Origin of the sequence: Pseudomonas hefeiensis, from assembly GCF_030687835.1 — a bacterium.
Lineage (GTDB): Bacteria > Pseudomonadota > Gammaproteobacteria > Pseudomonadales > Pseudomonadaceae > Aquipseudomonas > Aquipseudomonas hefeiensis.
On record NZ_CP117449.1, the window covers coordinates 4,304,638 to 4,326,903 of the forward strand.

At 61.1% G+C, this 22,266-nt stretch carries 17 protein-coding genes; 6 read left to right on the plus strand and 11 right to left on the minus strand.

Features of this window, described 5'->3' with window-relative positions:
- Positions 1 to 132 precede the first annotated feature (132 nt).
- The 5 genes from asd to leuC form a co-directional block, all read right to left on the minus strand.
- Positions 133 to 1,245, minus strand: coding sequence for an aspartate-semialdehyde dehydrogenase (gene asd / locus PSH57_RS19370; RefSeq protein WP_305384910.1), 1,113 nt, complete (start codon positions 1,243 to 1,245; stop codon positions 133 to 135).
- Positions 1,246 to 1,299: 54 nt separating this feature from the next.
- Positions 1,300 to 2,382, minus strand: a complete 1,083-nt coding sequence (leuB, locus tag PSH57_RS19375; RefSeq protein WP_305384911.1) for a 3-isopropylmalate dehydrogenase — start codon at positions 2,380 to 2,382, stop codon at positions 1,300 to 1,302.
- Positions 2,383 to 2,433: 51 nt separating this feature from the next.
- Positions 2,434 to 3,198, minus strand: coding sequence for a class I SAM-dependent methyltransferase (locus PSH57_RS19380; protein ID WP_305384912.1), 765 nt, complete (start codon positions 3,196 to 3,198; stop codon positions 2,434 to 2,436).
- A 148-nt stretch (positions 3,199 to 3,346) separates the two neighbouring features.
- The gene (leuD, locus tag PSH57_RS19385; RefSeq protein WP_305384914.1) at positions 3,347 to 3,991 is read right to left on the minus strand and encodes a 3-isopropylmalate dehydratase small subunit; all 645 of its coding nucleotides are present in this window, start codon (positions 3,989 to 3,991) and stop codon (positions 3,347 to 3,349) included.
- Positions 3,992 to 4,002: 11 nt separating this feature from the next.
- Positions 4,003 to 5,421: a 3-isopropylmalate dehydratase large subunit gene (gene leuC / locus PSH57_RS19390; protein ID WP_305384915.1), complete on the minus strand. Its 1,419-nt coding sequence runs from the start codon at positions 5,419 to 5,421 to the stop codon at positions 4,003 to 4,005.
- 156 nt (positions 5,422 to 5,577) lie between these two features.
- Here leuC and PSH57_RS19395 point away from each other — a divergent pair, with 156 nt between their 5' ends.
- Positions 5,578 to 6,468, plus strand: coding sequence for a LysR family transcriptional regulator (locus PSH57_RS19395; protein ID WP_305384917.1), 891 nt, complete (start codon positions 5,578 to 5,580; stop codon positions 6,466 to 6,468).
- Between the two features lie 69 nt (positions 6,469 to 6,537).
- A complete protein-coding gene (locus PSH57_RS19400) occupies positions 6,538 to 9,816 on the plus strand; it encodes an EAL domain-containing protein (RefSeq protein WP_305416008.1) in 3,279 nt (1,092 codons plus the stop codon).
- Between the two features lie 212 nt (positions 9,817 to 10,028).
- On the opposite strand, the gene PSH57_RS19405 is transcribed toward PSH57_RS19400, so the two are convergent.
- The 3 genes from PSH57_RS19405 to PSH57_RS19415 all read right to left on the minus strand — a co-directional run bounded on the left by PSH57_RS19405 (position 10,029) and on the right by PSH57_RS19415 (position 13,532).
- Positions 10,029 to 10,481, minus strand: a complete 453-nt coding sequence (locus PSH57_RS19405; protein ID WP_305384918.1) for an Hsp20 family protein — start codon at positions 10,479 to 10,481, stop codon at positions 10,029 to 10,031.
- Positions 10,482 to 10,599: 118 nt separating this feature from the next.
- Positions 10,600 to 11,559 (minus strand): tRNA dihydrouridine synthase, encoded by a 960-nt coding sequence (locus PSH57_RS19410; RefSeq protein ID WP_305384920.1) that lies wholly within the window; start codon positions 11,557 to 11,559, stop codon positions 10,600 to 10,602.
- 194 nt (positions 11,560 to 11,753) lie between these two features.
- Complete coding sequence (locus tag PSH57_RS19415; RefSeq protein ID WP_305384922.1) at positions 11,754 to 13,532, minus strand: ABC transporter transmembrane domain-containing protein; 1,779 nt, start codon at positions 13,530 to 13,532, stop codon at positions 11,754 to 11,756.
- 249 nt (positions 13,533 to 13,781) lie between these two features.
- On the opposite strand from PSH57_RS19415, the gene PSH57_RS19420 reads away from it, so the two are divergent.
- Complete coding sequence (locus PSH57_RS19420; protein ID WP_092403097.1) at positions 13,782 to 13,961, plus strand: PA1571 family protein; 180 nt, start codon at positions 13,782 to 13,784, stop codon at positions 13,959 to 13,961.
- A gap of 106 nt (positions 13,962 to 14,067) precedes the next feature.
- On the opposite strand, the gene pdxB is transcribed toward PSH57_RS19420, so the two are convergent.
- On the minus strand, positions 14,068 to 15,210 hold the full coding sequence (gene pdxB, locus PSH57_RS19425) for a 4-phosphoerythronate dehydrogenase PdxB (RefSeq protein WP_305416010.1): 1,143 nt from the start codon (positions 15,208 to 15,210) through the stop codon (positions 14,068 to 14,070).
- A 292-nt stretch (positions 15,211 to 15,502) separates the two neighbouring features.
- On the opposite strand from pdxB, the gene PSH57_RS19430 reads away from it, so the two are divergent.
- Positions 15,503 to 16,906, plus strand: a complete 1,404-nt coding sequence (locus PSH57_RS19430) for an MATE family efflux transporter (protein ID WP_305384925.1) — start codon at positions 15,503 to 15,505, stop codon at positions 16,904 to 16,906.
- Here PSH57_RS19430 and tusA read toward each other — a convergent pair.
- Positions 16,903 to 17,154: a sulfurtransferase TusA gene (gene tusA, locus PSH57_RS19435; protein ID WP_047227197.1), complete on the minus strand. Its 252-nt coding sequence runs from the start codon at positions 17,152 to 17,154 to the stop codon at positions 16,903 to 16,905. The two genes, PSH57_RS19430 and tusA, sit on opposite strands and share 4 nt — an antisense overlap.
- A gap of 164 nt (positions 17,155 to 17,318) precedes the next feature.
- Positions 17,319 to 18,413, minus strand: a complete 1,095-nt coding sequence (gene rlmM / locus PSH57_RS19440; RefSeq protein WP_305384928.1) for a 23S rRNA (cytidine(2498)-2'-O)-methyltransferase RlmM — start codon at positions 18,411 to 18,413, stop codon at positions 17,319 to 17,321.
- Between the two features lie 172 nt (positions 18,414 to 18,585).
- Here rlmM and acnA point away from each other — a divergent pair, with 172 nt between their 5' ends.
- Both acnA and PSH57_RS19450 read left to right on the plus strand, forming a co-directional pair.
- Positions 18,586 to 21,327: an aconitate hydratase AcnA gene (gene acnA, locus PSH57_RS19445; protein WP_305384930.1), complete on the plus strand. Its 2,742-nt coding sequence runs from the start codon at positions 18,586 to 18,588 to the stop codon at positions 21,325 to 21,327.
- Between the two features lie 125 nt (positions 21,328 to 21,452).
- Positions 21,453 to 22,241: a CPBP family intramembrane glutamic endopeptidase gene (locus PSH57_RS19450; RefSeq protein ID WP_305384931.1), complete on the plus strand. Its 789-nt coding sequence runs from the start codon at positions 21,453 to 21,455 to the stop codon at positions 22,239 to 22,241.
- Positions 22,242 to 22,266 lie beyond the last annotated feature (25 nt).

Genomic DNA, 22,266 nt, shown 5'->3' on the forward strand with positions numbered 1-22,266 from the left:
TGCAGTGCCTGGACTGGCCTCATCGCGAGCAAGCTTTGCTCCCACAGAGGCTCTTCCCACAGTTGACCGTTCAGCTCCATAAAAAAACCCGCACCTCTCACAAGGCACGGGTTCTTTCACTGCAGTGACCGATCAACGCTCGAGCAAGATCCGCAGCATGCGGCGCAGCGGTTCGGCCGCGCCCCACAGCAGTTGGTCGCCAACGGTGAAGGCACCGAGGAATTGCGAGCCCATGTTCAATTTGCGCAGACGGCCCACCGGTACGTTCAGGGTGCCGGTGACCTTCGTCGGGCTCAGCTCCTGCATGCTGATTTCGCGGTTGTTCGGCACCAGCTTGACCCAAGGGTTGTGCTGGCTGATCAGCCCTTCGATGTCGGCGATCGGCACGTCTTTGTTCAACTTGATGGTCAGCGCCTGGCTGTGGCAGCGCATGGCGCCGATACGCACGCAGATACCGTCCACCGGGATCGGGCTCTTGAAGCGCCCCAGGATCTTGTTGGTTTCAGCCTGGGCCTTCCACTCTTCACGGCTCTGGCCGTTCGGCAGTTCCTTGTCGATCCACGGGATCAGGCTGCCGGCCAGTGGCACGCCGAAGTTCTCGGTCGGATACGCATCGCTGCGCATCGCCTCGGCGACCTTGCGATCGATGTCCAGAATGGCACTGGCCGGGTTGGCCAGGTCATCGGCGACAGCGGCGTGGGTCGCGCCCATTTGCTTGATCAGTTCACGCATGTTCTGCGCGCCGGCCCCGGAGGCCGCCTGATAGGTCATGGCGCTCATCCACTCCACCAGACCGGCCTCGAACAGGCCACCCAGGCCCATCAGCATCAGGCTGACGGTGCAGTTGCCGCCAATGTAGTTCTTGGTGCCCGCGTCCAGTTGCTGGTCAATGACCTTGCGGTTCACCGGGTCGAGGATGATCACCGCGTCGTCCTGCATGCGCAGGCTGGAGGCGGCGTCGATCCAGTAACCCTGCCAGCCGGCTTCACGCAGTTTCGGGAAGACTTCGCTGGTGTAGTCGCCACCCTGACAGGTCAGGATCACGTCGAGGGTCTTGAGCTCGTCAATGCTGTAGGCATCCTTGAGCGCACCGGTGTCCTTGCCCACGGACGGGCCCTGGCCACCGACATTGGAGGTGGTGAAAAACACCGGTTCAATGAGATCGAAATCCTGCTCTTCCAGCATTCGCTGCATGAGCACGGAACCGACCATGCCGCGCCAACCGATCAGACCTACACGTTTCATCGCAACTACACCTATACAAAAGAGGGCCACCGTCGAAGCGGTGGGCCGCAAAGATTACAGATTACGCAACGCGGCGACTACTGCATCGCCCATTTGCTGCGTACCGACTTTGGTACAACCGGCCGACCAGATGTCGCCCGTGCGCAAACCTTGATCCAATACCACACTGACCGCCTTCTCGATGGCATCGGCCGCGTCATTGAGGCTGAAGCTGTAGCGCAGCATCATCGACACCGACAGGATGGTTGCCAACGGGTTGGCAACGCCCTGCCCGGCAATGTCCGGCGCCGAACCGTGGCATGGCTCGTACATGCCTTTGTTGTTGGCATCCAGGGAGGCCGACGGCAGCATGCCGATGGAGCCGGTGAGCATTGATGCTTCATCGGACAGGATGTCACCGAACATGTTGTCGGTGACGATCACATCGAACTGCTTGGGCGCACGCACCAGTTGCATGGCGGCGTTATCGACGTACATGTGGCTCAGTTCGATGTCCGGGTAATCCTTGGCCACCTGCTCGACCACTTCGCGCCACAGTTGGCTGGAAGCCAGGACGTTGGCCTTGTCCACCGAGCACAGTTTCTTGCCGCGCACGCGCGCCATGTCAAAACCGACCCGGGCGATACGGCGGACTTCGCTCTCGCTGTACGGCAAGGTGTCGTAGGCCTGACGCTCGCCATTATCCAGCTCACGGGTGCCGCGCGGGGCGCCGAAGTAGATACCGCCGGTCAGTTCACGGACGATGAGGATGTCCAGGCCCGAAACGATTTCCGGCTTCAGGCTCGAAGCGTCGGCCAGTTGCGGGTAGAGGATTGCCGGACGCAGATTGCCGAACAGGCCCAGTTGCGCACGGATCTTCAGCAGGCCGCGCTCTGGACGAATGTCGCGTTCGATCTTGTCCCATTTCGGGCCGCCCACCGCGCCCAGCAGTACGGCATCGGCGGCACGGGCGCGATCCAGTGTTTCATCGGCCAGGGGGACGCCGTGTTTGTCGATCGCAGCGCCGCCGATCACATCGTGGCTGAGTTCGAAGCCCAGACCGTACTTGTCGTTCGCCAGTTCCAGGACCTTGACCGCTTCGGCCATGATTTCCGGGCCAATACCGTCGCCTGGGAGAATCAGAATCTGCTTGCTCATGTTTTCCTCGTTTGCTCTGTCGGCCCGCACTTGGGCTGGCCGGAAAAAGTGCTACCGCTCGGCCCACAGCACCAGTACGTCTGTACTGAACGAACCATCGGCCTCAATCTCAAAATATTCCCGCACCTCAACACCCATCGATCGCTGCAGCTCACGGATCGCCCCACGCATCACTTCGGGAGTGCGCATGCGCTCGACCCACGATTGGTACTCCAGGCGCAGGCGCTGGCGCGTGGTGCGGCGGGTATGCAATCCCGCTTCGCTGACCTGGCGCAACCACTCGCCGGCCGAATAATCGCGAACATGGCTGGTGTCACGCAGCACTTCAACGCTTTGCAGGTACGTGTCCAGCAACGGCATGCCGGGTGACAGGACATCAATGAACGCCGCCACCCCACCCGGCTTGAGCACCCGGCGCACTTCCCGCAGTGCCAGACCCAGATCGCTCCAATGATGCGCCGAATAGCGGCTGAACACGAAGTCGAACTCAGCGTCAGCGAACGGCAGGCGTTCGGCGGCGCCACACACCGTGGTGATATTACCCAGGCCACGATCCGCTGCCGCGGCGGCCACGACGTCAAGCATTGGCTGGGACAGGTCATAGGCCACCACTTCCCCGGCCAGTGGCGCCACGTGGAAACTCACATGCCCGGCGCCGCACCCCAAGTCCAGCACACGGGCCTCGCCACGCCCGGCAAGCTCAGCCTGCAGCAGGGCGAACTCAGTGCCCTGGGCGTGAACGGCGCTGCTCAGATAGGCCGAAGCCTGTTCACCGAATTGCTTTTGTACGACCTGACTGTGGGCGGCGGTGGTCATGGGGACTTCCTTTTGGCTAGCGTTGTTAGTGCCGCCGTCTTCGCGAGCAAGCCCGCTCCCACAGGGGGGTTGTGAACGCCGCAAATCCAATGTGGGAGCGGGCTTGCTCGCGAAGGGGCCAGCACTACTTACCTCAATCTCAAGTCAATCAGGCATCACGAAACAGCCAAGGCTGGCTCGCCCGGTGCTTGGCCTCGAACGAGGCAATCGCTTCGCCGTCCTGCAAGGTCAGGCCGATGTCGTCCAGACCGTTGAGCAGGCAGTGCTTGCGGAACGCATCGATCTCGAAATTCAACACCTTGCCGTCAGGACGGGTCACGGTCTGGGCTGCCAGGTCGACCTGCAGTTGATAGCCGGGGTTGGCCTCGACCTGCTGGAACAACTCATCCACTTCGGCGTCGCTCAGGATGATCGGCAACAAGCCGTTCTTGAAGCTGTTGTTGAAGAAAATGTCGGCATAGCTCGGCGCGATGATGCTGCGAAAACCATACTCTTCAAGGGCCCATGGCGCGTGCTCGCGACTGGAACCGCAGCCGAAGTTCTCGCGGGCCAGCAGGACACTGGCACCTTGGTAACGCTCGGCGTTGAGCACGAAATCCTTGTTCAACGGGCGCTTGGAGTTGTCCTGGTACGGCTGGCCCACATCCAGGTAGCGCCACTCGTCAAACAGATTCGGGCCAAAGCCGGTGCGCTTGATCGACTTCAAAAACTGCTTGGGGATGATCTGGTCGGTGTCGACGTTGGCACGATCCAAAGGCGCGACAAGACCAGTGTGCTGGGTAAAAGCTTTCATGCTGCGCTCCTTCAGATCAATTCACGGACGTCGACGAAACGGCCGTTGACGGCGGCGGCGGCGGCCATGGCCGGGCTGACCAGATGCGTACGACCACCGGCGCCCTGACGGCCTTCGAAGTTACGGTTGGAGGTAGAGGCGCAATGCTCGCCCGACTCCAAACGGTCCGGGTTCATCGCCAGGCACATCGAGCACCCAGGCTCACGCCATTCGAAACCGGCCTCGAGGAAAATCTTGTCCAGACCTTCGGCTTCCGCCTGGGCCTTCACCAGGCCCGAGCCTGGCACCACGATGGCTTGCTTGATGGTCGAGGCGACCTTGCGGCCCTTGGCGATTACCGCCGCCGCGCGCAGGTCTTCGATCCGCGAGTTGGTGCAGGAGCCAATGAACACGCGATCGAGCTGAATGTCGGTGATCGCCTGGTTGGCGCTCAAACCCATGTACTTCAGGGCGCGGACGATGGAGTCACGCTTGACCAGATCCATCTCCTTGGCAGGATCGGGCACGTTCTGGTCCACGGCCAGGACCATTTCCGGAGAAGTGCCCCAACTGACCTGCGGCTTGATTTGCGTCGCGTCGAGTTCGACCACGGTGTCGAATTTCGCGTCGGAATCGGAGACCAGATCTTTCCAGGCTTGTACCGCCATGTCCCACTCGGCGCCCTTGGGAGCGAACGGACGACCCTTGACGTACGCCACGGTTTTTTCATCGGCGGCTACCAGCCCGACACGAGCGCCAGCTTCGATGGACATGTTGCAGATGGTCATGCGCCCTTCCACAGACAAATCGCGGATGGCGCTGCCGGCGAACTCAATGGCGTGGCCGTTCCCACCGGCGGTGCCGATCTTGCCGATCACGGCCAGGACGATGTCCTTGGCGGTCACGCCGAACGGCAACTTGCCCTCGACGCGCACCAGCATGTTCTTCATTTTTTTGGCCACCAGGCACTGGGTGGCGAGCACATGCTCGACCTCGGAGGTGCCGATGCCGTGGGCCAAGGCGCCGAACGCACCATGGGTGGACGTGTGGGAGTCGCCGCAGACCACGGTCATGCCGGGCAAAGTCGCGCCCTGCTCCGGACCTATGACGTGGACGATACCCTGGCGCACGTCATTCATCTTGAATTCAACGATGCCGTATTCGTCACAGTTATCGTCGAGGGTCTGAACCTGCAAGCGCGACACCTGATCGGCAATGGCTTCGATGCCGCCCTTGCGCTCCGGTGTGGTCGGCACGTTGTGGTCCGGGGTGGCGATATTGGCATCGATGCGCCACGGCTTGCGCCCGGCCAGGCGCAGGCCTTCGAAGGCTTGCGGCGAAGTCACTTCGTGGATGATGTGACGATCGATGTAGATCAGCGCCGAACCATCGTCGCGCTGCTTGACCAAATGCGAATCCCAGAGCTTGTCGTAGAGCGTTTTGCCGGCCATCAGACGGTTCCTCATCAGCTTGTTTCTATGCCCCGGGTCTTGGGTGAATCAATAACCCCTTGGCTTGTGAGGCTGATCTTATGAGGCTACATTAAATAACTCAAATTCATATTTTTCATGCTTTGCATAACCATTTGGAATTCGAACGGAACGACCATGGACCTCGCCAGCCTCAACACCTTTATCGCCATTGCCGAGACCGGCAGTTTTTCCGGCGCCGGCGAACGCCTGCACCTGACCCAGCCGGCCATCAGCAAGCGTATTGCCGGGCTGGAGCAACAACTCAAAGTGCGTCTATTCGATCGGCTCGGCCGAGAAGTCGGCCTGACCGAGGCCGGCCGAGCCCTTCTGCCACGGGCCTATCAGATTCTTAACGTGCTGGATGACACCCGCCGTGCCCTGACCAACCTGACCGGCGAAGTGACCGGCCGCCTGACGCTCGCCACCAGCCACCATATCGGCCTGCACCGACTGCCACCTCTATTGAGGGAGTTCACCCGACGCTACCCACAGGTAGCGCTGGATATTCAGTTCCTGGATTCGGAAGTGGCCTACGAAGAAATTCTTCATGGCCGCGCAGAGCTGGCGGTGATCACCCTGGCCCCGGAGCCACACACGCTGGTACGGGCCACGCCGGTGTGGGACGACCCTCTGGATTTCGTGGTGGCACCGGAACACGCGCTGTTGGACAACGGCCCGGTCAGCCTGGCAGACATCGCCTTGCATCCGGCGGTTTTTCCGGGGGGCAATACCTTTACCCACCACATCGTTCAACGTCTGTTCGAGGCCCAGGGCCTGACGCCGAACATCGCCATGAGCACCAATTATCTGGAAACCATAAAGATGATGGTCTCCATTGGCCTGGCCTGGAGCGTCCTGCCGCGCACCATGCTCGATGACCAGGTGGCACGCATTCCTTTGCCCGGCATACAGCTCAGTCGCCAGCTAGGCTATATCTTGCACACCGAACGGACGCTGTCGAATGCTGCACGGGCTTTCATGTCCTTACTGGACGCACAAATCGATCTGCCAGGGACAAGGGCATAGGTTGTGCTACTCCTATAGAGCCGAAACGCCTGCGCCCAACGCCAAAATTTGCCCAAGGCTCGCGAGATAATGCCCAAATCCGCTGACAACTTCCCGCCCCTGCCGCGCATTCAGGCGCTAGACCCAAAACGGTCCGAGCAAAGCTGGGACAGCGCCCCGCAGTTGCTGGCAGCTCTGAACGGGGCGCGGCTGGGAGCCTGGTCGTGGGACATTGATACCGGACAGATCAGTTGGTCGCGGGGCACCCAGGCGCTGTTCGGCTTCGATCCGCGCCAGCCATTGCCGGCGGATGTGGACTATCTGGACCTGTTGCTCCCCCAAGACCGAGCGAAGGCCATCCGCGCCTTTCATGCGGCGGTGGCCGGTGCGCCGCTGGAACAGGCCATGCACCACCGCATCGTCTGGCCCGACGGCAGCCTGCACTGGTTGGAGATCAACGGCAGCGTACTACCCGACAAACACGGCCGCCCTCGGATGATCGGAGTGATCCGGGAAATCACGCACCAGCGCGAACGGGAGCAGGCCCTGCGCAACTCGGAAAAACGCTTTGCCACGCTCTTTCACCTATGCCCGAACATGGTGCTGCTGACCCGCCAGGAAGACGGGCTGATCATCGAGGCCAACCAGTATTTCGAAAGTCTGTTTGGCTGGCCGCTGCACGACATAATCGGTCGCACGACGCTGGAACTGGGCCTATGGGTCGACCCCGGACAGCGGACAAAACTGGTGGAGGCCATCAAGGCCAAGGGCGAAATGGCAAGCATGGAGGTGGAATTGCAGGCCAGCAACGGTCAGATCCACAGCGGTCTGCTCAGCGCCCAGAAGGTCGAACTGGAAGGCCAGCCCTACCTGCTGAGCACCTTCCTCGACACCACCGAACACAAACTCGCCGAACAGGCCCTCAAGGACAGCCAGGAACGCCTCGACCTGGCTCTCGATTCGGCGCAACTGGGCACCTGGGACTGGCATATTCCCAGCGGCATGCTGTACGGCTCGGCCCGGGCGGCGCAGTTGCACGGCCTGGAGCCCAAGCCGTTCCATGAGTCGTTCGATGCGTTTTTCGAAGGGGTGCCCGATGACGAACGCAACAACATGCGCAATGCCTACCGCAGCCTGCGGGAAGGCCCAGCGGGGAATTATCAACTGACCTACCGCGTGCAAATGCCGGATGGCAGCTCCCGATACCTGGAAAGCCGCGCACGCCTCTATCGTAACGACGACGGCAGCCCATTGCGCATGGCCGGCACCTTGCTGGATATCACTGACCAGGTAGAACGCGAACAGAGCCTGGCAGCGTCGGAAGAAAAATTCGCCACCCTGTTTCAAGTCAGCCCCGATCCGATCTGCGTAACCCATCAGGACAGTGGCCGGTTCCTGGAAATCAACTCCAGCTTCACCCAGACCTTTGGCTGGTCAACCACCGATGTGATCGGCCTGAGCGCCGACGAAATCGGCCTTTGGGATGCCTCGGGGAGCAGTCTGCAACGCATCGAAAGGGTGATTCGCGAGCGCTCCCTCAACAACGTGGCCGTCGTCGTCCACCATAAAAACGGCCAGCCGTTGACATGCGTGATTTCCAGTCGTCAGATCAATGTCGGCAACCAGCCCTGCATCGTCACCACCCTGCGGGATATCTCCCAACAGCAGCGCTCCGAAGCGGCCCTCAAGGCCAGCGAGGAGAAATTCGCCAAGGCTTTCCACTCCAGTCCTGACGCTATCACCATCACCGAACGCGACAGCGGCCGCTACCTTGAAGTCAATGACGGCTTCTGCCGCCTGACCGGCTACCGCGCCGACGAAGTGATCGGGCACTCGGTCTACGAGGTCGGTATCTGGGCCGAAGAAAAACAGCGTATGGCGCTGCTGGCCGAACTGGAGCTCAAGGGCCGGGTGCTTCACCAGGAAATGCTCGGACGCAATAAGCGCGGAGATATCCTCACGGTGGAGGTCTCGGTCGAACCCATCATGCTCAATGAAACGGCCTGCCTGTTGCTGACCGCCCGGGACGTGAGCCTGCTAAGGAATGCCGAAGCACAGATTCGCCATCTGGCCTATCACGATCCGTTGACCAACCTGCCCAACCGCGCCCTTTTGATGGATCGGCTGAGCCAGCAGATCGCCTTGCTCAAGCGCCATAACCTGCGGGGCGCCCTGCTGTTTCTGGACCTGGACCACTTCAAGCACATCAACGACTCCCTGGGCCACCCGGTGGGCGATACGGTGCTGAAAATCATCACGGCGCGCCTGGAAGCCAGCGTGCGTCTGGAAGACACCGTGGCGAGGCTGGGCGGCGACGAATTCGTGGTGTTGCTCAGCGGCCTGGAAGGCACCCGCAGCGCGGTCAGCCAACAGGTGCAAAACCTGGCCGACACCCTGCGTGAATTGCTTTCGGAGCCGATGTTCCTCGACGGCCAGCGGTTGCAGGTCACGCCAAGCATCGGCATGGCGCTGATTCCCGATCACGGCTCCACCCCGACCGACCTGCTCAAACGCGCCGACATTGCGCTGTACCGCGCCAAGGACTCGGGACGCAATACTTCGCAGATGTTCCACGCCACCATGCAAAAAGCCGCCAGCGAACGGCTGCGCATGGAGACCGATCTGCGCCAGGCCTTGGCCCGAGGCGAGTTCAGCGTGCATTTCCAACCCCAGGTCGATGCCCGGGACAACCGCATCATCGGCGCCGAAACGCTGGTGCGCTGGCATCACCCCGAATTGGGCGCCCAATCGCCGAACGAATTCATCAAAGTACTGGAAGACAGCGGGCTGATCCTGGAAGTCGGAACCTGGATCCTCGATGAAGCCTGCAACGGCTTCAAACAACTGATCGCCAAAGGCAAGATTGATCCGCTGCAATTCAGTCTGTGCGTGAATATCAGCCCGCGTCAGTTCCGCCAGAGCGACTTCGTCGAGCGCATCGAAAGCTGCCTCGCCACCCATGGCCTGCCCTACGCCATGCTCAAGCTGGAGATCACCGAGGGCATTGTGATCCAGAACCTGGACGACACCATCGCCAAGATGCGTCGTCTGAAAAAATTGGGGGTGAGCTTCGCCATGGACGATTTCGGCACCGGTTACTCGTCGCTGACCTACCTCAAACGTCTGCCGGTGGACACCCTGAAAATCGATCAGTCATTCGTGCGCGACGCCACCAGCGATCCCAACGATACCGAAATCATCCGCGCCATCGTCGCCATGGCCCGCAGCCTTGAGCTGGAGGTGATTGCCGAAGGTGTCGAGACGCCGGAGCAACTGCGTTTCCTGCAGGGGCTGGGTTGCCATTTGTACCAGGGCTACCTTCACAGCCGGCCGTTGCCACTAGAGGCGTTTGAGCGGCTGTTGCCATAAACGGGTACCCGCCATGTGAAACGGGGCATTTGTGGTGAGGGGATTTATCCCCGCCGGGGTGCGACCCCTGCCCCGCCTGACACACCGAGGTGGCCGGTTTCAGGGCTGCTTCGCACCCCAGCGGGGATAAATCCCCTCGCCACAATAAATCTTCCACTGACCTCCAAAATGAAGAAGGGCGCCATCGGGCGCCCTTCTTCATTTGCGATGCATCAGTTTTGCAGCGCCGGTTGTTGCTGTGCCCCGTTGATCGGGATGCGCTTGGCTTTCGCTTCTTCCGGGATCACCCGCAACAGGTCGATGCTCAACAGACCGTTGCTCAGGCCGGCCGACTTGATCTCGATATGATCGGCCAACCGGAAGGACAGCTTGAACGCACGTTGAGCGATCCCCTGGTGCAGGTAGGTCACGCCGTCGTTGCTCGCTTCGCGCTTACCGCCACTGATGGTCAGCACACCTTTTTCCACTTGCAGGTCCAGGTCTTCTTCCTGGAACCCGGCGGCGGCAACCACGATGCGATACTCGTCATCGCCATGTTTTTCCACGTTATAGGGTGGATAGCTGCTGCCCGGTTCGTTGCGCAAGGCGGTTTCGAACAGGTCGTTGAAACGGTCGAAGCCCACCGAGGAACGGAACAGAGGGGCCAGGGAAAATGCAGTACTCATGATTCAAATCTCCTGAAAAGTTCAGCAAGTTTTTTGTCTCCGCGACCCGAATTCGGCATCGCGTAATCCCTATCTAGGGACCGCCAAATACTTTTCAAGAGGTTGTTTTGAAATTTTTTCAGGCCGCTTCAGTGCGCTGCACGCCCAGCAAATGGCCTACCGCGTCCAGGTCGGTTTCCCGGCGCAGGGCGGTAAACAGTGCCACCGCTTCGGGATAATTACGGGTCAACATCGCCAGCCACTGCTTCAACCGGCCAGGCGCCTGACGTGGCGTCAATTGCTCGACCACCTGCACCCAGAAGTCCTGGAGCATCGGTTGTAACTCGGCCCAGGACATCTCGATCACCTCTTCACCGGCCCTGGCCGCAGCGATCTGCCGGGCCAGATCAGGGCGGGAAACGAGGCCACGACCGAGCATGATGTCTTCCACGCCACTGATCTCGCGGCACCGGCGCCAGTCTTCCACGCTCCAGATATCGCCGTTGGCGAATACCGGGACCTTGACCACCTCCTGAACCCGCGGGATCCACTCCCAGTGGGCCGGTGGTTTATAGCCGTCGGTCTTGGTCCGCGCATGCACCACAATGTGCGCCGCGCCACCTTCGGCCAATGCCGTGGCGCAGACCAACGCCCCATCCGGGCTGTCGAAACCCAGGCGCATCTTGGCGGTCACGGGAATGTGCCTGGGCACCGCGCGGCGCACGTGTTCGACAATTTCGTTGAGCAGCTCCGGCTCCTTGAGCAACACCGCCCCACCTCGTGATTTATTCACCGTCTTGGCCGGGCAGCCAAAGTTCAGGTCGATGACCTGCGAACCGAGCTCGCAGGCCAATGCGGCGTTCTCGGCCAGGCACACCGGATCGGAACCCAGCAACTGCACCCGCAGCGGCACGCCGGCAGCGGTCCGGGCATCGGTCAGCAACTCAGGGGCGAGCTTGTGGAAATAGGCCGGTGTGAGCAGACGGTCATTGATGCGAATGAACTCAGTCACGCACCAGTCGATACCGCCAACACGGGTCAAAACGTCCCGCAGGATGTTGTCAACCAACCCCTCCATGGGCGCCAGGGCAATTTGCATGGAAAAACACACTCAACGAAAAACGTGCGGCAGTTTACCGGATTTTGCCCACATATCCGGCATTCAGCACAAATCCCTTGTGGGAGCGAGCCTGCTCGCGATGCGGTGAGTCTGTTAGTAGAGGTGTTGGATGTGCCGCCGCCATCGCGAGCAAGCTCGCTTGGCTTCGGCTCGACGGGGTCTCAACGTCAGGCTCACTGAACAGAATCGCCCTGCTGATTGAACTGCAACGCCGCCAATCGCGCATACAACGCGTTACTGCCCACCAGTTCCTGATGGGTGCCCACGGCAACCACTTTGCCCTGGTCCATCACCGCGATCCGGTCGGCGTTTTTCACCGTGGCCAGCCGGTGGGCGATGACCAGGGTGGTGCGGTTCTTCATCAGGCTGGGCAGGGCTTGCTGGATCAAGTGTTCGCTTTGCGCGTCAAGGGCGCTGGTGGCTTCGTCCAATAGCAGGATCGGTGCGTCCACCAGCAGCGCCCGGGCAATGGCCAGGCGCTGGCGTTGGCCGCCGGATAACCCGAGACCGCCGTCACCCAGGTGTGTCTGGTAACCCTCCGGCATTTTTTCGATGAAATCGTGGGCATGGGCGATCTGCGCGGCTTCGCGCACCTGCTCGGACGTCGCCTCGGGGTTGCCGTAGCGGATGTTCTCTTCAACCGTGCCGAAGAACAGTGCCGGGTTCTGCGAAACCAGGGCGAAATGGCGACGCAGGTCCAGCGGATCGAGTTGGGTCAGCGGCACATCATCGATGAGAATCTGCCCTTGCGCCGGGTCGTAGAAGCGCAGGAGCAAGTCATACACCGTGGATTTTCCGGCACCGGACGGTCCGACCAGGGCCAGGGTCTCGCCAGCATGGATGGTCAGGTTCAAGCCGTCGATCGCATAGCTGTCCGGCCGGGACGGATAGCAAAAGCGCACGCCTTCGAGACGCAAATCACCCCGAACCCGCTCAGGCAGTGTCACCAGGCCGGAGGCCGGCGGCTGGATGATATTTTCCGAGCGTAGCAATTCGGCAATACGTTCAGCCGCGCCGGCCGCCCGTTGCAACTCTCCGATGACTTCGCTCAGGGTGCCGAAGGCGCTGCCGACGATCAGGCTGTAGAACACAAACGCCGCCAGCTCACCCCCGGAAATCCGCCCGGCGATCACGTCCATGCCCCCGACCCAGAGCATCACCCCCACCGCCCCCAGCACCAGCACGATCACCAGTGTGATCAGCCAGGCCCGCTGAGCGATGCGCTTGCGGGCGGTGTCGAAGGCCTGCTCCACAGTCACGGCAAAGCGCCGTTCATCCTGGACCTGATGGTTGTAGGCCTGCACGGTTTTGATCTGGCCGAGGGTTTCGGAGACGTAGCTGCCGACATCGGCAATGCGGTCCTGGCTCTGGCGCGACAGGCTGCGCACCCGCCGCCCGAATAGCAGGATCGGCGCCAATACCAATGGCAGTGCAATCACCACGATACTGGTGAGCTTGGGGTTGGTGATGAACAACAACACAATGCCGCCGATCACCATCAAGGCATTGCGCAGGAACAGCGACAGCGACGAACCGATCACCGATTGCAGCAGCGTCGTATCGGCGGTCAGGCGCGACTGGATTTCGGAGCTGCGGTTGTTCTCGTAGAAGCCCGGGTGCAGATACACCAGATGGTTGAAGACCTGCCGGCGGATATCGGCGACCACGCGCTCGCCAATCCAGGACACCAGGTAGAAACGGGAAAAAGTGCCGATCGCCAGCCCCAACACCAGCACCATGAACAGGCCTATGGACTGATTGAGCAGGTGCGGGGAGCGTGTCATGAAACCCTGGTCCACCAGCAACCGGATGCCTTGCCCCATGGACAAGGTGATAGCGGCGGTGACGGTGAGGGCCAATAAGGCTCCAGCAACCTGCTTGCGATAAGGGGCGATAAAGCCACTGGCCAGGCGTATGGCACGGCGTTGTTGGGAAGAAAGCATCAGAAGCATCCGATAATGCTGCAGGAAATGAACCGACCACCGGCACCGAAACGCAGCGGAACTTGGTTGAATCAGAATGAGTCAGGTTAAATATGACCGTAGCGACTAGAGGCTAGATGTTATCGGTCTAAAGTCTGGCTGGAAACGCGACTGTGTTTCTGATTGAGTGGAGCTGTCGCCATGAACCTGCAAGGAGTGTCATGGCTCGGTCACCTGGCGACACTAACATAGGCACACAACCTGATGAGGAGACAGGCCATGTCCTTGCAACACAGCAGCGACGACAAGATTCAAGTGATCCGCACGCAACCGGACCAGTCTCTGGGCTGTTCGATCATCGATGAAGATGGACGCGAAGTACCGATCACTGAAGACATGATCCAGAAAGCCTGCAGCGAGCTGGAAAAACGACTGGTCAAACCTGCCGAACAAAAGTGATACAGCCCGTCTTCGATTGAACCCGACCTTGATGTCGGGTTTTTTATGCCCGCAGCCTTTACGGGCTCTTGTGGGCTGGCTCCCTCGCCACAAGAGCTATCCACGATTAAAGGGTGGTGGCGCCCAGGGCGGTCATGATCTGTTGCAACGCCGGTGAATGCCCCTCGATGCGAACCTTCAAGCTATCAATCTCCCGACGCGGTGGATAATGCTTGCGCAGGGCATCGAAAGCGCCGCGTTGCTCGCTGACCGTTCCCACCAGGCTGCGACGAAAATCCGCGTCGTCACGGCGTGGGTCGTACACACCACGGCACAACATTGCCAGCGCCCAGGCCGGATCGGTTTCAGCGTCCAGCGTAATGCCGCCCAGCCATGGCCGTGGCAGCAGATCGCTCAGCCGGACCGCAACCGGTTGTTCGAGGAACGCGCACAGGGATTGGTAGATCTGCGCCGTACCACGCTGGCGACCATCGAGGCTGTAGCCGGCAATGTGCGGGGTGGCGATCACGCACAGGTCGGCCAGATCCGCATCCACGGTCGGCTCATGCTCCCAGACATCCAGCACCGCTTGCAGGTCTTCGCGCGCCAGCAACACCTCGCGCAGCGCCGTATTGTCGATCACCGGGCCACGGGCCGCATTGATCAGCCAGGTGCCGGGCTGGAGCCGGCGCAGGCGCTGCTCATCGAACAGGTGCCAGGTCGGTTGCTCACCGTCGCGGGTCAACGGTGTGTGCAGGCTGATCACATCGCACTGCTCGATGATCTGCTCCAGACTCACGTAGTCGCCGCCTTCGGCAGCCTGACGGGGTGGATCGCAAACTTTCACCGTCCAACCCAGCCCCCTGAGCACGTTGATCAACCGCCCGCCCACCTGCCCGGCGCCGACCACGCCAAAGGTGCGCTGCTTGAGGTCCGCGCCTTCGATTTCAGCCAGAGTCATCAGGCTGCCCAGCACGTAGTCCACCACGCCACGGGCGTTGCAACCCGGTGCGCTGGCCCAACGGATACCGGCCTCGGCGAAATAATCCAGATCCAGGTGATCGGTGCCGATGGTGCAGGTGCCGACGAACCTCACCTTGCTGCCTTCCAGCAGCGTGCGATTGACCTGGGTGACGGAGCGCACCAGCAACACATCGGCCTGCTCGACCATCCCGCGGTCGATGCCCCGCCCCGGGACCCGGCGGATCTCGCCAAAGCCTTGGAAAAACGCATCGAGCAGGGGAATATTTTCGTCAGCGACGATCAGCATGGCAGAGCTCCTTTGGCGGGATGGGCAGTGTAGGCGTTCCTCGCCTTGATGGGCCAGCCCCATTACCTCAGTGATTGATGTTGTGGCGAGGGAGCTTGCTCCCGCTCGGCTGCGCAGCAGTCGTCAGGATGCTGAGGCCTGCTTCGCAGTCCAGCGGGAGCAAGCTCCCTCGCCACAACAACATTCGCATGAGCGAGCAATTACAAATCCACAACACAGGTTTTTTCCTGACCACTGCGTCAAGGCGTAGAATGCGCCGCCTCGCGCTTATCTTTTTTCGGACGTTTCGCCTGTGAATCCTGTGATCGACCACGCCACCACCCTCTCCCGCCCGGCCCGGGTTCGCCTGGAGCTCAAGACGCTGATGGCCCTGGCGTTGCCGATCATGGTGGCGCAGTTGGCGACCACTGCCATGGGCTTTGTCGACGCGGTGATGGCCGGCCGGGTCGGACCACGGGACCTGGCGGCGGTGGCACTGGGCAATTCGATCTGGGTGCCGGTGTTTCTGCTGATGACCGGCACACTGTTGGCCACCACGCCGAAAGTCGCCCAGCGCTTCGGCGCCGGCACGTTCGACGAGATTGGTCCGCTGGTGCGCCAGGCGTTGTGGCTGGCGCTGGTGGTGGGGTTGATTGCGACGCTGGCGCTGCTTGGCGCCGAACCGATCCTGCACATCATGAACGTGGACCCCGAACTGATCGGCCCGTGCATGGAGTATCTGCAAGGCATCGCCACCGGTCTGCCGGCGGTGGCGCTGTATCACGTGCTTCGCTGCTTCAGCGACGGCCTGGGCCGAACGCGACCGGCGATGGTCCTGGGTTTGTGCGGGCTGGCGCTGAACATTCCGCTCAATTACATCTTCATTTACGGGCATCTGGGCCTGCCCGCCATGGGCGGCGTCGGTTGCGGCTGGGCCACGGCCCTGGTGATGTGGTTCATGGCGCTGGGCATGGCCGGTTGGGCGCGCTGGGCACCGGCCTACCAGTCGAGCCGGTTATTCAATCGCTTCGACTGGCCGCAATGGACCGTCATCAAGCGCCTGCTGGGCATCGGCCTGCCGATTGGCATCGCGGTATTTGCCGAATCGAGCATTTTTGCGGTGATTGCCCTGCTGATCGGCAGCCTCGGCGCCACGGTGGTGGCCGGACACCAGATCGCCCTGAACTTCAGCTCCCTGGTGTTCATGATTCCCTATTCGTTGGGCATGGCCGTGACGGTGCGGGTCGGCCAGGCCCTGGGCCGACGCCAGCCTCGCGAAGCGCGCTTCGCCGCCGGGGTCGGCATGGGAACGGCGCTGGCATATGCCTGCCTGTCGGCGAGCCTGATGTTCTGGCTGCGCGGGCCCATCGCGGCGATCTATACCGGCGATCCGGTGGTGATCGAAGTGGCGTCGATGCTGATTGTCTATGCGGCGTTGTTTCAGTTTTCCGATGCGATCCAGGTTACAGCGGCGGGCGCGTTGCGCGGCTACCAGGACACCCGGGTGACGATGATCCTGACCCTGTTCGCCTACTGGGGCATTGGCCTGCCCGTGGGTTACATCCTCGGCCTGACCGACCGGTTCGGCACGGCCAGCGGCCCGAGCGGCTTGTGGCAGGGCCTGATCGTGGGTTTGAGCTGCGCGGCGCTGATGCTGTCGATTCGTCTGGTACGCAGCGCACGCAAGCAGATCCGCATCAGCCGTTCAGCGGACTAAGCAAGCTTCTTGCGGATCCAGTAGCGGTAGGTGCCATCGACCTCGTCCTGGGCCACCAGTTCGTGGTCGAGGAACACACAGAATTTGGGAATGTCACGACGGGTCGAGGGGTCGGTGGCAATCACCTTCAACAGCCCGCCGGGCATCAGGTCGCGGATGTGCTGGTGCAGCATCATCACCGGCTCCGGGCAATTGAGGCCGGTGGCATCCAGCGTGCCGTCGACCGGCGTATCGTTCATTTCACTCATGTTCTACTCCTGAAACAGGCGGGCATTGTCGCGCAATGTCGGTTGAGAGCAAAGCCTGTGGAATAGCAAACATGTGAAAGCAAGCTGTGGAAGCAAACATGTGGGAGCAAGGCTGTGGGAGCAAGGCTTGCCCGCGATGCAGGCACCTCGGTCTCCTGGCCGCGTCATCGTTCATCGCGAGCAGCTTTGCTCCCACGGGGCTTTTTGGTGTCCAGCCGCCGCAGATGGCACGTCACTTCTTCACGGTCGTGGTACAGCTGCTTGCAGCCGATCTCGACCTTGATGCCGCGGGCCTTGAAGCCGTCGGCGATACGTTCGAGCAGGCGTTTCACTTCGGCGTAACGCTGCTTCATCGGCAACTTGAGGTTGACCACCGCCTCGCGGCAGTGCCCTTCGCCGATCCATTCTTCCAGCATCGCTGCATTACGCGCCGGCTTCTCGACGATGTCGCAGACCATCCAGTCCACCGGTTGCTTGGGCTTGAACGTAAAGCCGTCCGCCATCAGGTGCTGCACCAGGCCAGTGTCCATCAGGCTTTCGGCCATCGGCCCGTTGTCGATGGCCGTCACCAGCATGCCCCGATTGACCAGTTGCCAGGTCCAGCCGCCCGGCGCGGCGCCGAGGTCCACACCGGTCATATCGCTGTGCAGGCGCTCATCCCACTGATCCCGAGGAATAAAGTGGTGCCAGGCCTCTTCAAGCTTGAGGGTGGACCGGCTCGGCGCCTGCCGAGGGAACTTCAGGCGTGGAATGCCCATCGGCCACATGGCCGAATTATCGGCCTGCGCCAGGCCCAGGAATACTTCACGACCGCTTTTGAAGGTCAATAGCAGGCGCGGCTTGTACGGGTCATCCACCAGTTTGCCGGCGCCAGTCAGCGCCTTGCGCAGCGGCCCTTCGAATTTCTTGCAGAAGTTCGACAGTTCTTTACCGTCATTGGTGTCCACCACCTCCAGCCACAAGCTGCCGCAGGTCGGGAAGGCACTCATGTGGGCCAGGATGACACTGATGCGGTCGGTTTCCGGCAGATCAATAAAGGTGCCACGCGCCCACTGACGGGGAAAAATCAGCTCGGCGAAACGCTGGCCGCGCATCAGTCGCTCGGCGCCGTCGTCTTCGGTACAGACAAATTCGGCGCAGGCACTGGCCGGCTTGGCCTTGGCGTAACCGGCCACATTCAGCCGTGCGGCGTGTTCGGCGATCTCGGAACAGACCTCGCCTTCGAAACCTGGTCGGCAGTGCATGAAAAGCGTGTTCATTGAAACTCCGTAGCAAAGCCTGTCACGAAAACCGGCGCATGATAGCGGAGTTCGGAACCCCAAACCTGCCCATGGTGTCCTGTGATTAGTCATAAGCTTAAAACAGGGCTAGGTTAAAGACTCTGCCCGTCCCGTCAGTCCGTAGCCGTGCGGACTCAAAGGAGTGATTTCAATGCCGTCCCTCGATAGCCTGAAAACCCTTAAAACGCTGCAAGTCGACGCCAAGACTTACCACTATTTCAGCCTGCCGGATGCCGCCCGAAGCCTGGGTGACCTGGACAGACTGCCCATGTCCCTCAAAGTGCTGCTGGAGAACCTGCTGCGCTGGGAAGATGAAAAAACTGTCACCGGCACCGATCTCAAGGCCCTCGCCGGCTGGCTGAAGGAGCGTCGTTCCGACCGGGAAATTCAATACCGCCCTGCTCGGGTGCTAATGCAAGACTTCACCGGCGTCCCGGCCGTGGTCGATCTGGCCGCCATGCGCGCCGCCATGGAAAAGGCCGGCGGCGATCCGCAGCGGATCAACCCGCTGTCACCCGTGGATCTGGTGATCGACCATTCAGTGATGGTGGACAATTTCGCCAGCAGCCAGGCGTTCGAACAGAACGTCGACATCGAAATGCAGCGCAACGGGGAGCGCTATGCCTTCCTGCGTTGGGGCCAGAGCGCCTTCGACAACTTTAGCGTGGTGCCGCCAGGCACCGGCATCTGCCACCAGGTCAACCTTGAATACCTGGGCCGCACCGTGTGGACCAAAGAGCAAGACGGACGTACCTATGCGTTTCCGGACACCTTGGTGGGCACCGATTCCCACACCACCATGATCAATGGCCTCGGCGTGCTGGGTTGGGGCGTCGGCGGGATCGAGGCCGAAGCGGCCATGCTCGGCCAGCCGGTGTCGATGCTGATTCCAGAAGTCATTGGTTTCAAACTCATCGGCAAGCTGCGCGAAGGCATCACCGCCACCGACCTGGTGCTGACGGTCACCCAAATGCTGCGCAAGAAAGGCGTAGTGGGGAAATTCGTCGAGTTCTATGGCGACGGCCTTGCCGACCTGCCTTTGGCCGACCGCGCCACCATCGCCAACATGGCCCCGGAATACGGCGCCACCTGCGGTTTTTTCCCGGTGGACGACGTGACCCTGGACTACTTGCGCCTGTCCGGACGTCCGACCGAAACCGTGAAGCTGGTGGAAGCCTATTGCAAGGCCCAGGGCCTGTGGCGGCTGCCCGGCCAGGAACCGGTATTCACCGACTCGCTGGAACTGGACATGGGGAGCGTCGAGGCCAGTCTCGCCGGACCAAAGCGTCCTCAAGACCGGGTCTCGCTGCCGAATGTCGGCCAGGCTTTCAATGACTTCCTGGGCCTGAACCTCAAACCCACCAGCAAGGAAGAAGGCCGCCTGGAAAGCGAGGGTGGCGGTGGGGTCGCGGTAGGCAACGCCGATCAGGTGGGGGAAACCGAATACGAATTCGAGGGTCGGACCCATCGCCTGAAAAATGGCGCGGTGGTGATTGCGGCCATTACCTCCTGCACCAACACCTCCAATCCCAGCGTGATGATGGCCGCCGGGCTGCTGGCGAAAAAAGCCGTGGAGAAAGGCCTGACCCGCAAACCGTGGGTCAAGAGTTCCCTGGCGCCAGGTTCGAAGGTGGTTACCGATTACTACAAGGCTGCCGGGCTGACCGAGTACCTGGACAAACTGGGTTTCGATCTGGTGGGTTACGGTTGCACGACCTGCATCGGCAACTCGGGGCCGTTGCCCGAGCCGATCGAAAAAGCCATCCAGAGCGCCGACCTGACAGTGGCATCGGTGCTGTCGGGCAATCGTAATTTCGAAGGCCGCGTGCACCCGTTGGTAAAAACCAACTGGCTGGCGTCACCGCCCCTGGTGGTCGCCTATGCCCTGGCCGGCACGGTGCGCATCGACATCAGCAGTGAATCGCTGGGCAACGACCGCGACGGCAACCCGGTGTACCTGCGGGATATCTGGCCCAGCAGCCAGGAAGTCGCCAACGCGGTGGCCCAGGTGAACACCAGCATGTTCCACAAGGAATACGCCGCCGTGTTTGCCGGTGATGAGCAATGGCAGGCTATCGAGGTGCCGCAAGCAGCGACTTACGTCTGGCAATCGGACTCGACCTACATCCAGCACCCGCCGTTCTTCGAGAACATCAGTGGGCCGCCACCGGCCATCAACAATGTCGAAGGTGCAAAAATCCTGGCTTTGCTCGGCGACTCGGTGACCACCGACCACATTTCCCCAGCCGGCAATATCAAGACCGACAGCCCGGCCGGCCGTTATCTGCGCGAACAGGGCGTGGAGCCACGGGACTTCAATTCCTATGGTTCAAGGCGCGGTAACCATCAGGTAATGATGCGTGGCACCTTCGCCAATATCCGCATCCGCAACGAAATGCTCGGCGGCGAAGAAGGCGGCAATACGATCTACATCCCCAGCGGCGAAAGAATGCCGATCTACGACGCCGCCATGTTGTATCAGGCCATGAGCACGCCCCTGGTGGTGATCGCCGGACAGGAATATGGCACCGGCTCGAGCCGGGACTGGGCAGCCAAGGGCACGAATCTGTTGGGGGTCAAGGCGGTGATCGCCGAGAGCTTCGAGCGCATTCACCGCTCCAACCTGGTGGGCATGGGCGTGCTGCCGTTGCAGTTCAAGCTCGATCAGAATCGCAAGAGCCTGAACCTCACAGGCAAGGAAACCCTGGACATCCTGGGCCTGAGCGACGTCGAACTGACGCCACGCATGAACCTGCCACTGGTCATCACCCGCGAGGACGGGCGCCAGGAGCGGGTTGACGTGTTGTGCCGGATCGACACCTTGAATGAAGTGGAATATTTCAAGGCTGGGGGGATTTTGCACTACGTCCTACGGCAATTGATTTCAGAATAAAAAGAAGCGTCTTACGAAAACACCGCCTGTTAATAGGCGGTGTTTTCGTATGGGTCTGCCTATAATCCCGCCGGTCCTGTCAGCCCCATCGCCACAAACGGTTCTTCAGTCTCAAAGGATGTGATATGCCTGCCCTGCCCTGGCCATACCTGGCCTTCCTTTCCATCGGCTATGCCTTGGCCCTGGCCTTCGGTCAAATGGCCTGGACTGCTGCGATCTCGGTCGCGCTGCTGCTGTTCGCCGGGTATGCGGTTCGCCAGCAACAGACGCCGGTCGGCCAGTTTCTCGGCCACGCCCTGTTTGTGGTGATGGCCCTGGCACTGGCCCTGCACTGGATGCCGGGTTTTTTCAACGGGCGGGCGATCCCGCCGCAACGCTTCACCGATGATGCCGTGCCATTTGCCATGTACCTGAACCAGGACAAGCCGCTGATCGGTTTCTGGTTGCTGCTGGCGTGTCCCTGGATCGTCGGCAGGCGCTCGTTTCGCTTGTCGGTCCAGGCCACGGCCCTGGGCCTGAGCCTGAGCGCCGTGCTGGCGCTGGGCGGGGCGATGCTGCTGGGAATGATCCATTGGGCACCGAAGTGGCCGGAGCTGGCCTGGCTATGGGTACTCAATAATCTTTTATTGGTGACACTGGTGGAGGAAGCGCTGTTTCGTGGCTACATTCAGGGTGGCTTGAGCCGGCGCTTCAAACATCTGAGCTATGGCGACAATCTGGCATTGATCCTGGCCTCGCTGCTGTTCGGCCTGGTGCATGCCGGGGCAGGATGGCAATGGGTGCTGCTGTCGGGCATGGCGGGAGTCGGTTACGGCCTCGCTTATCGCTTTGGTGGGCTGGGAGCGGCGATTGCCGCTCACTTTGGCCTCAATCTGCTTCATTTCGCCCTATTTACCTACCCGATGCTGGCGTGATAGCGACCGGAAAAATAACTTCAAT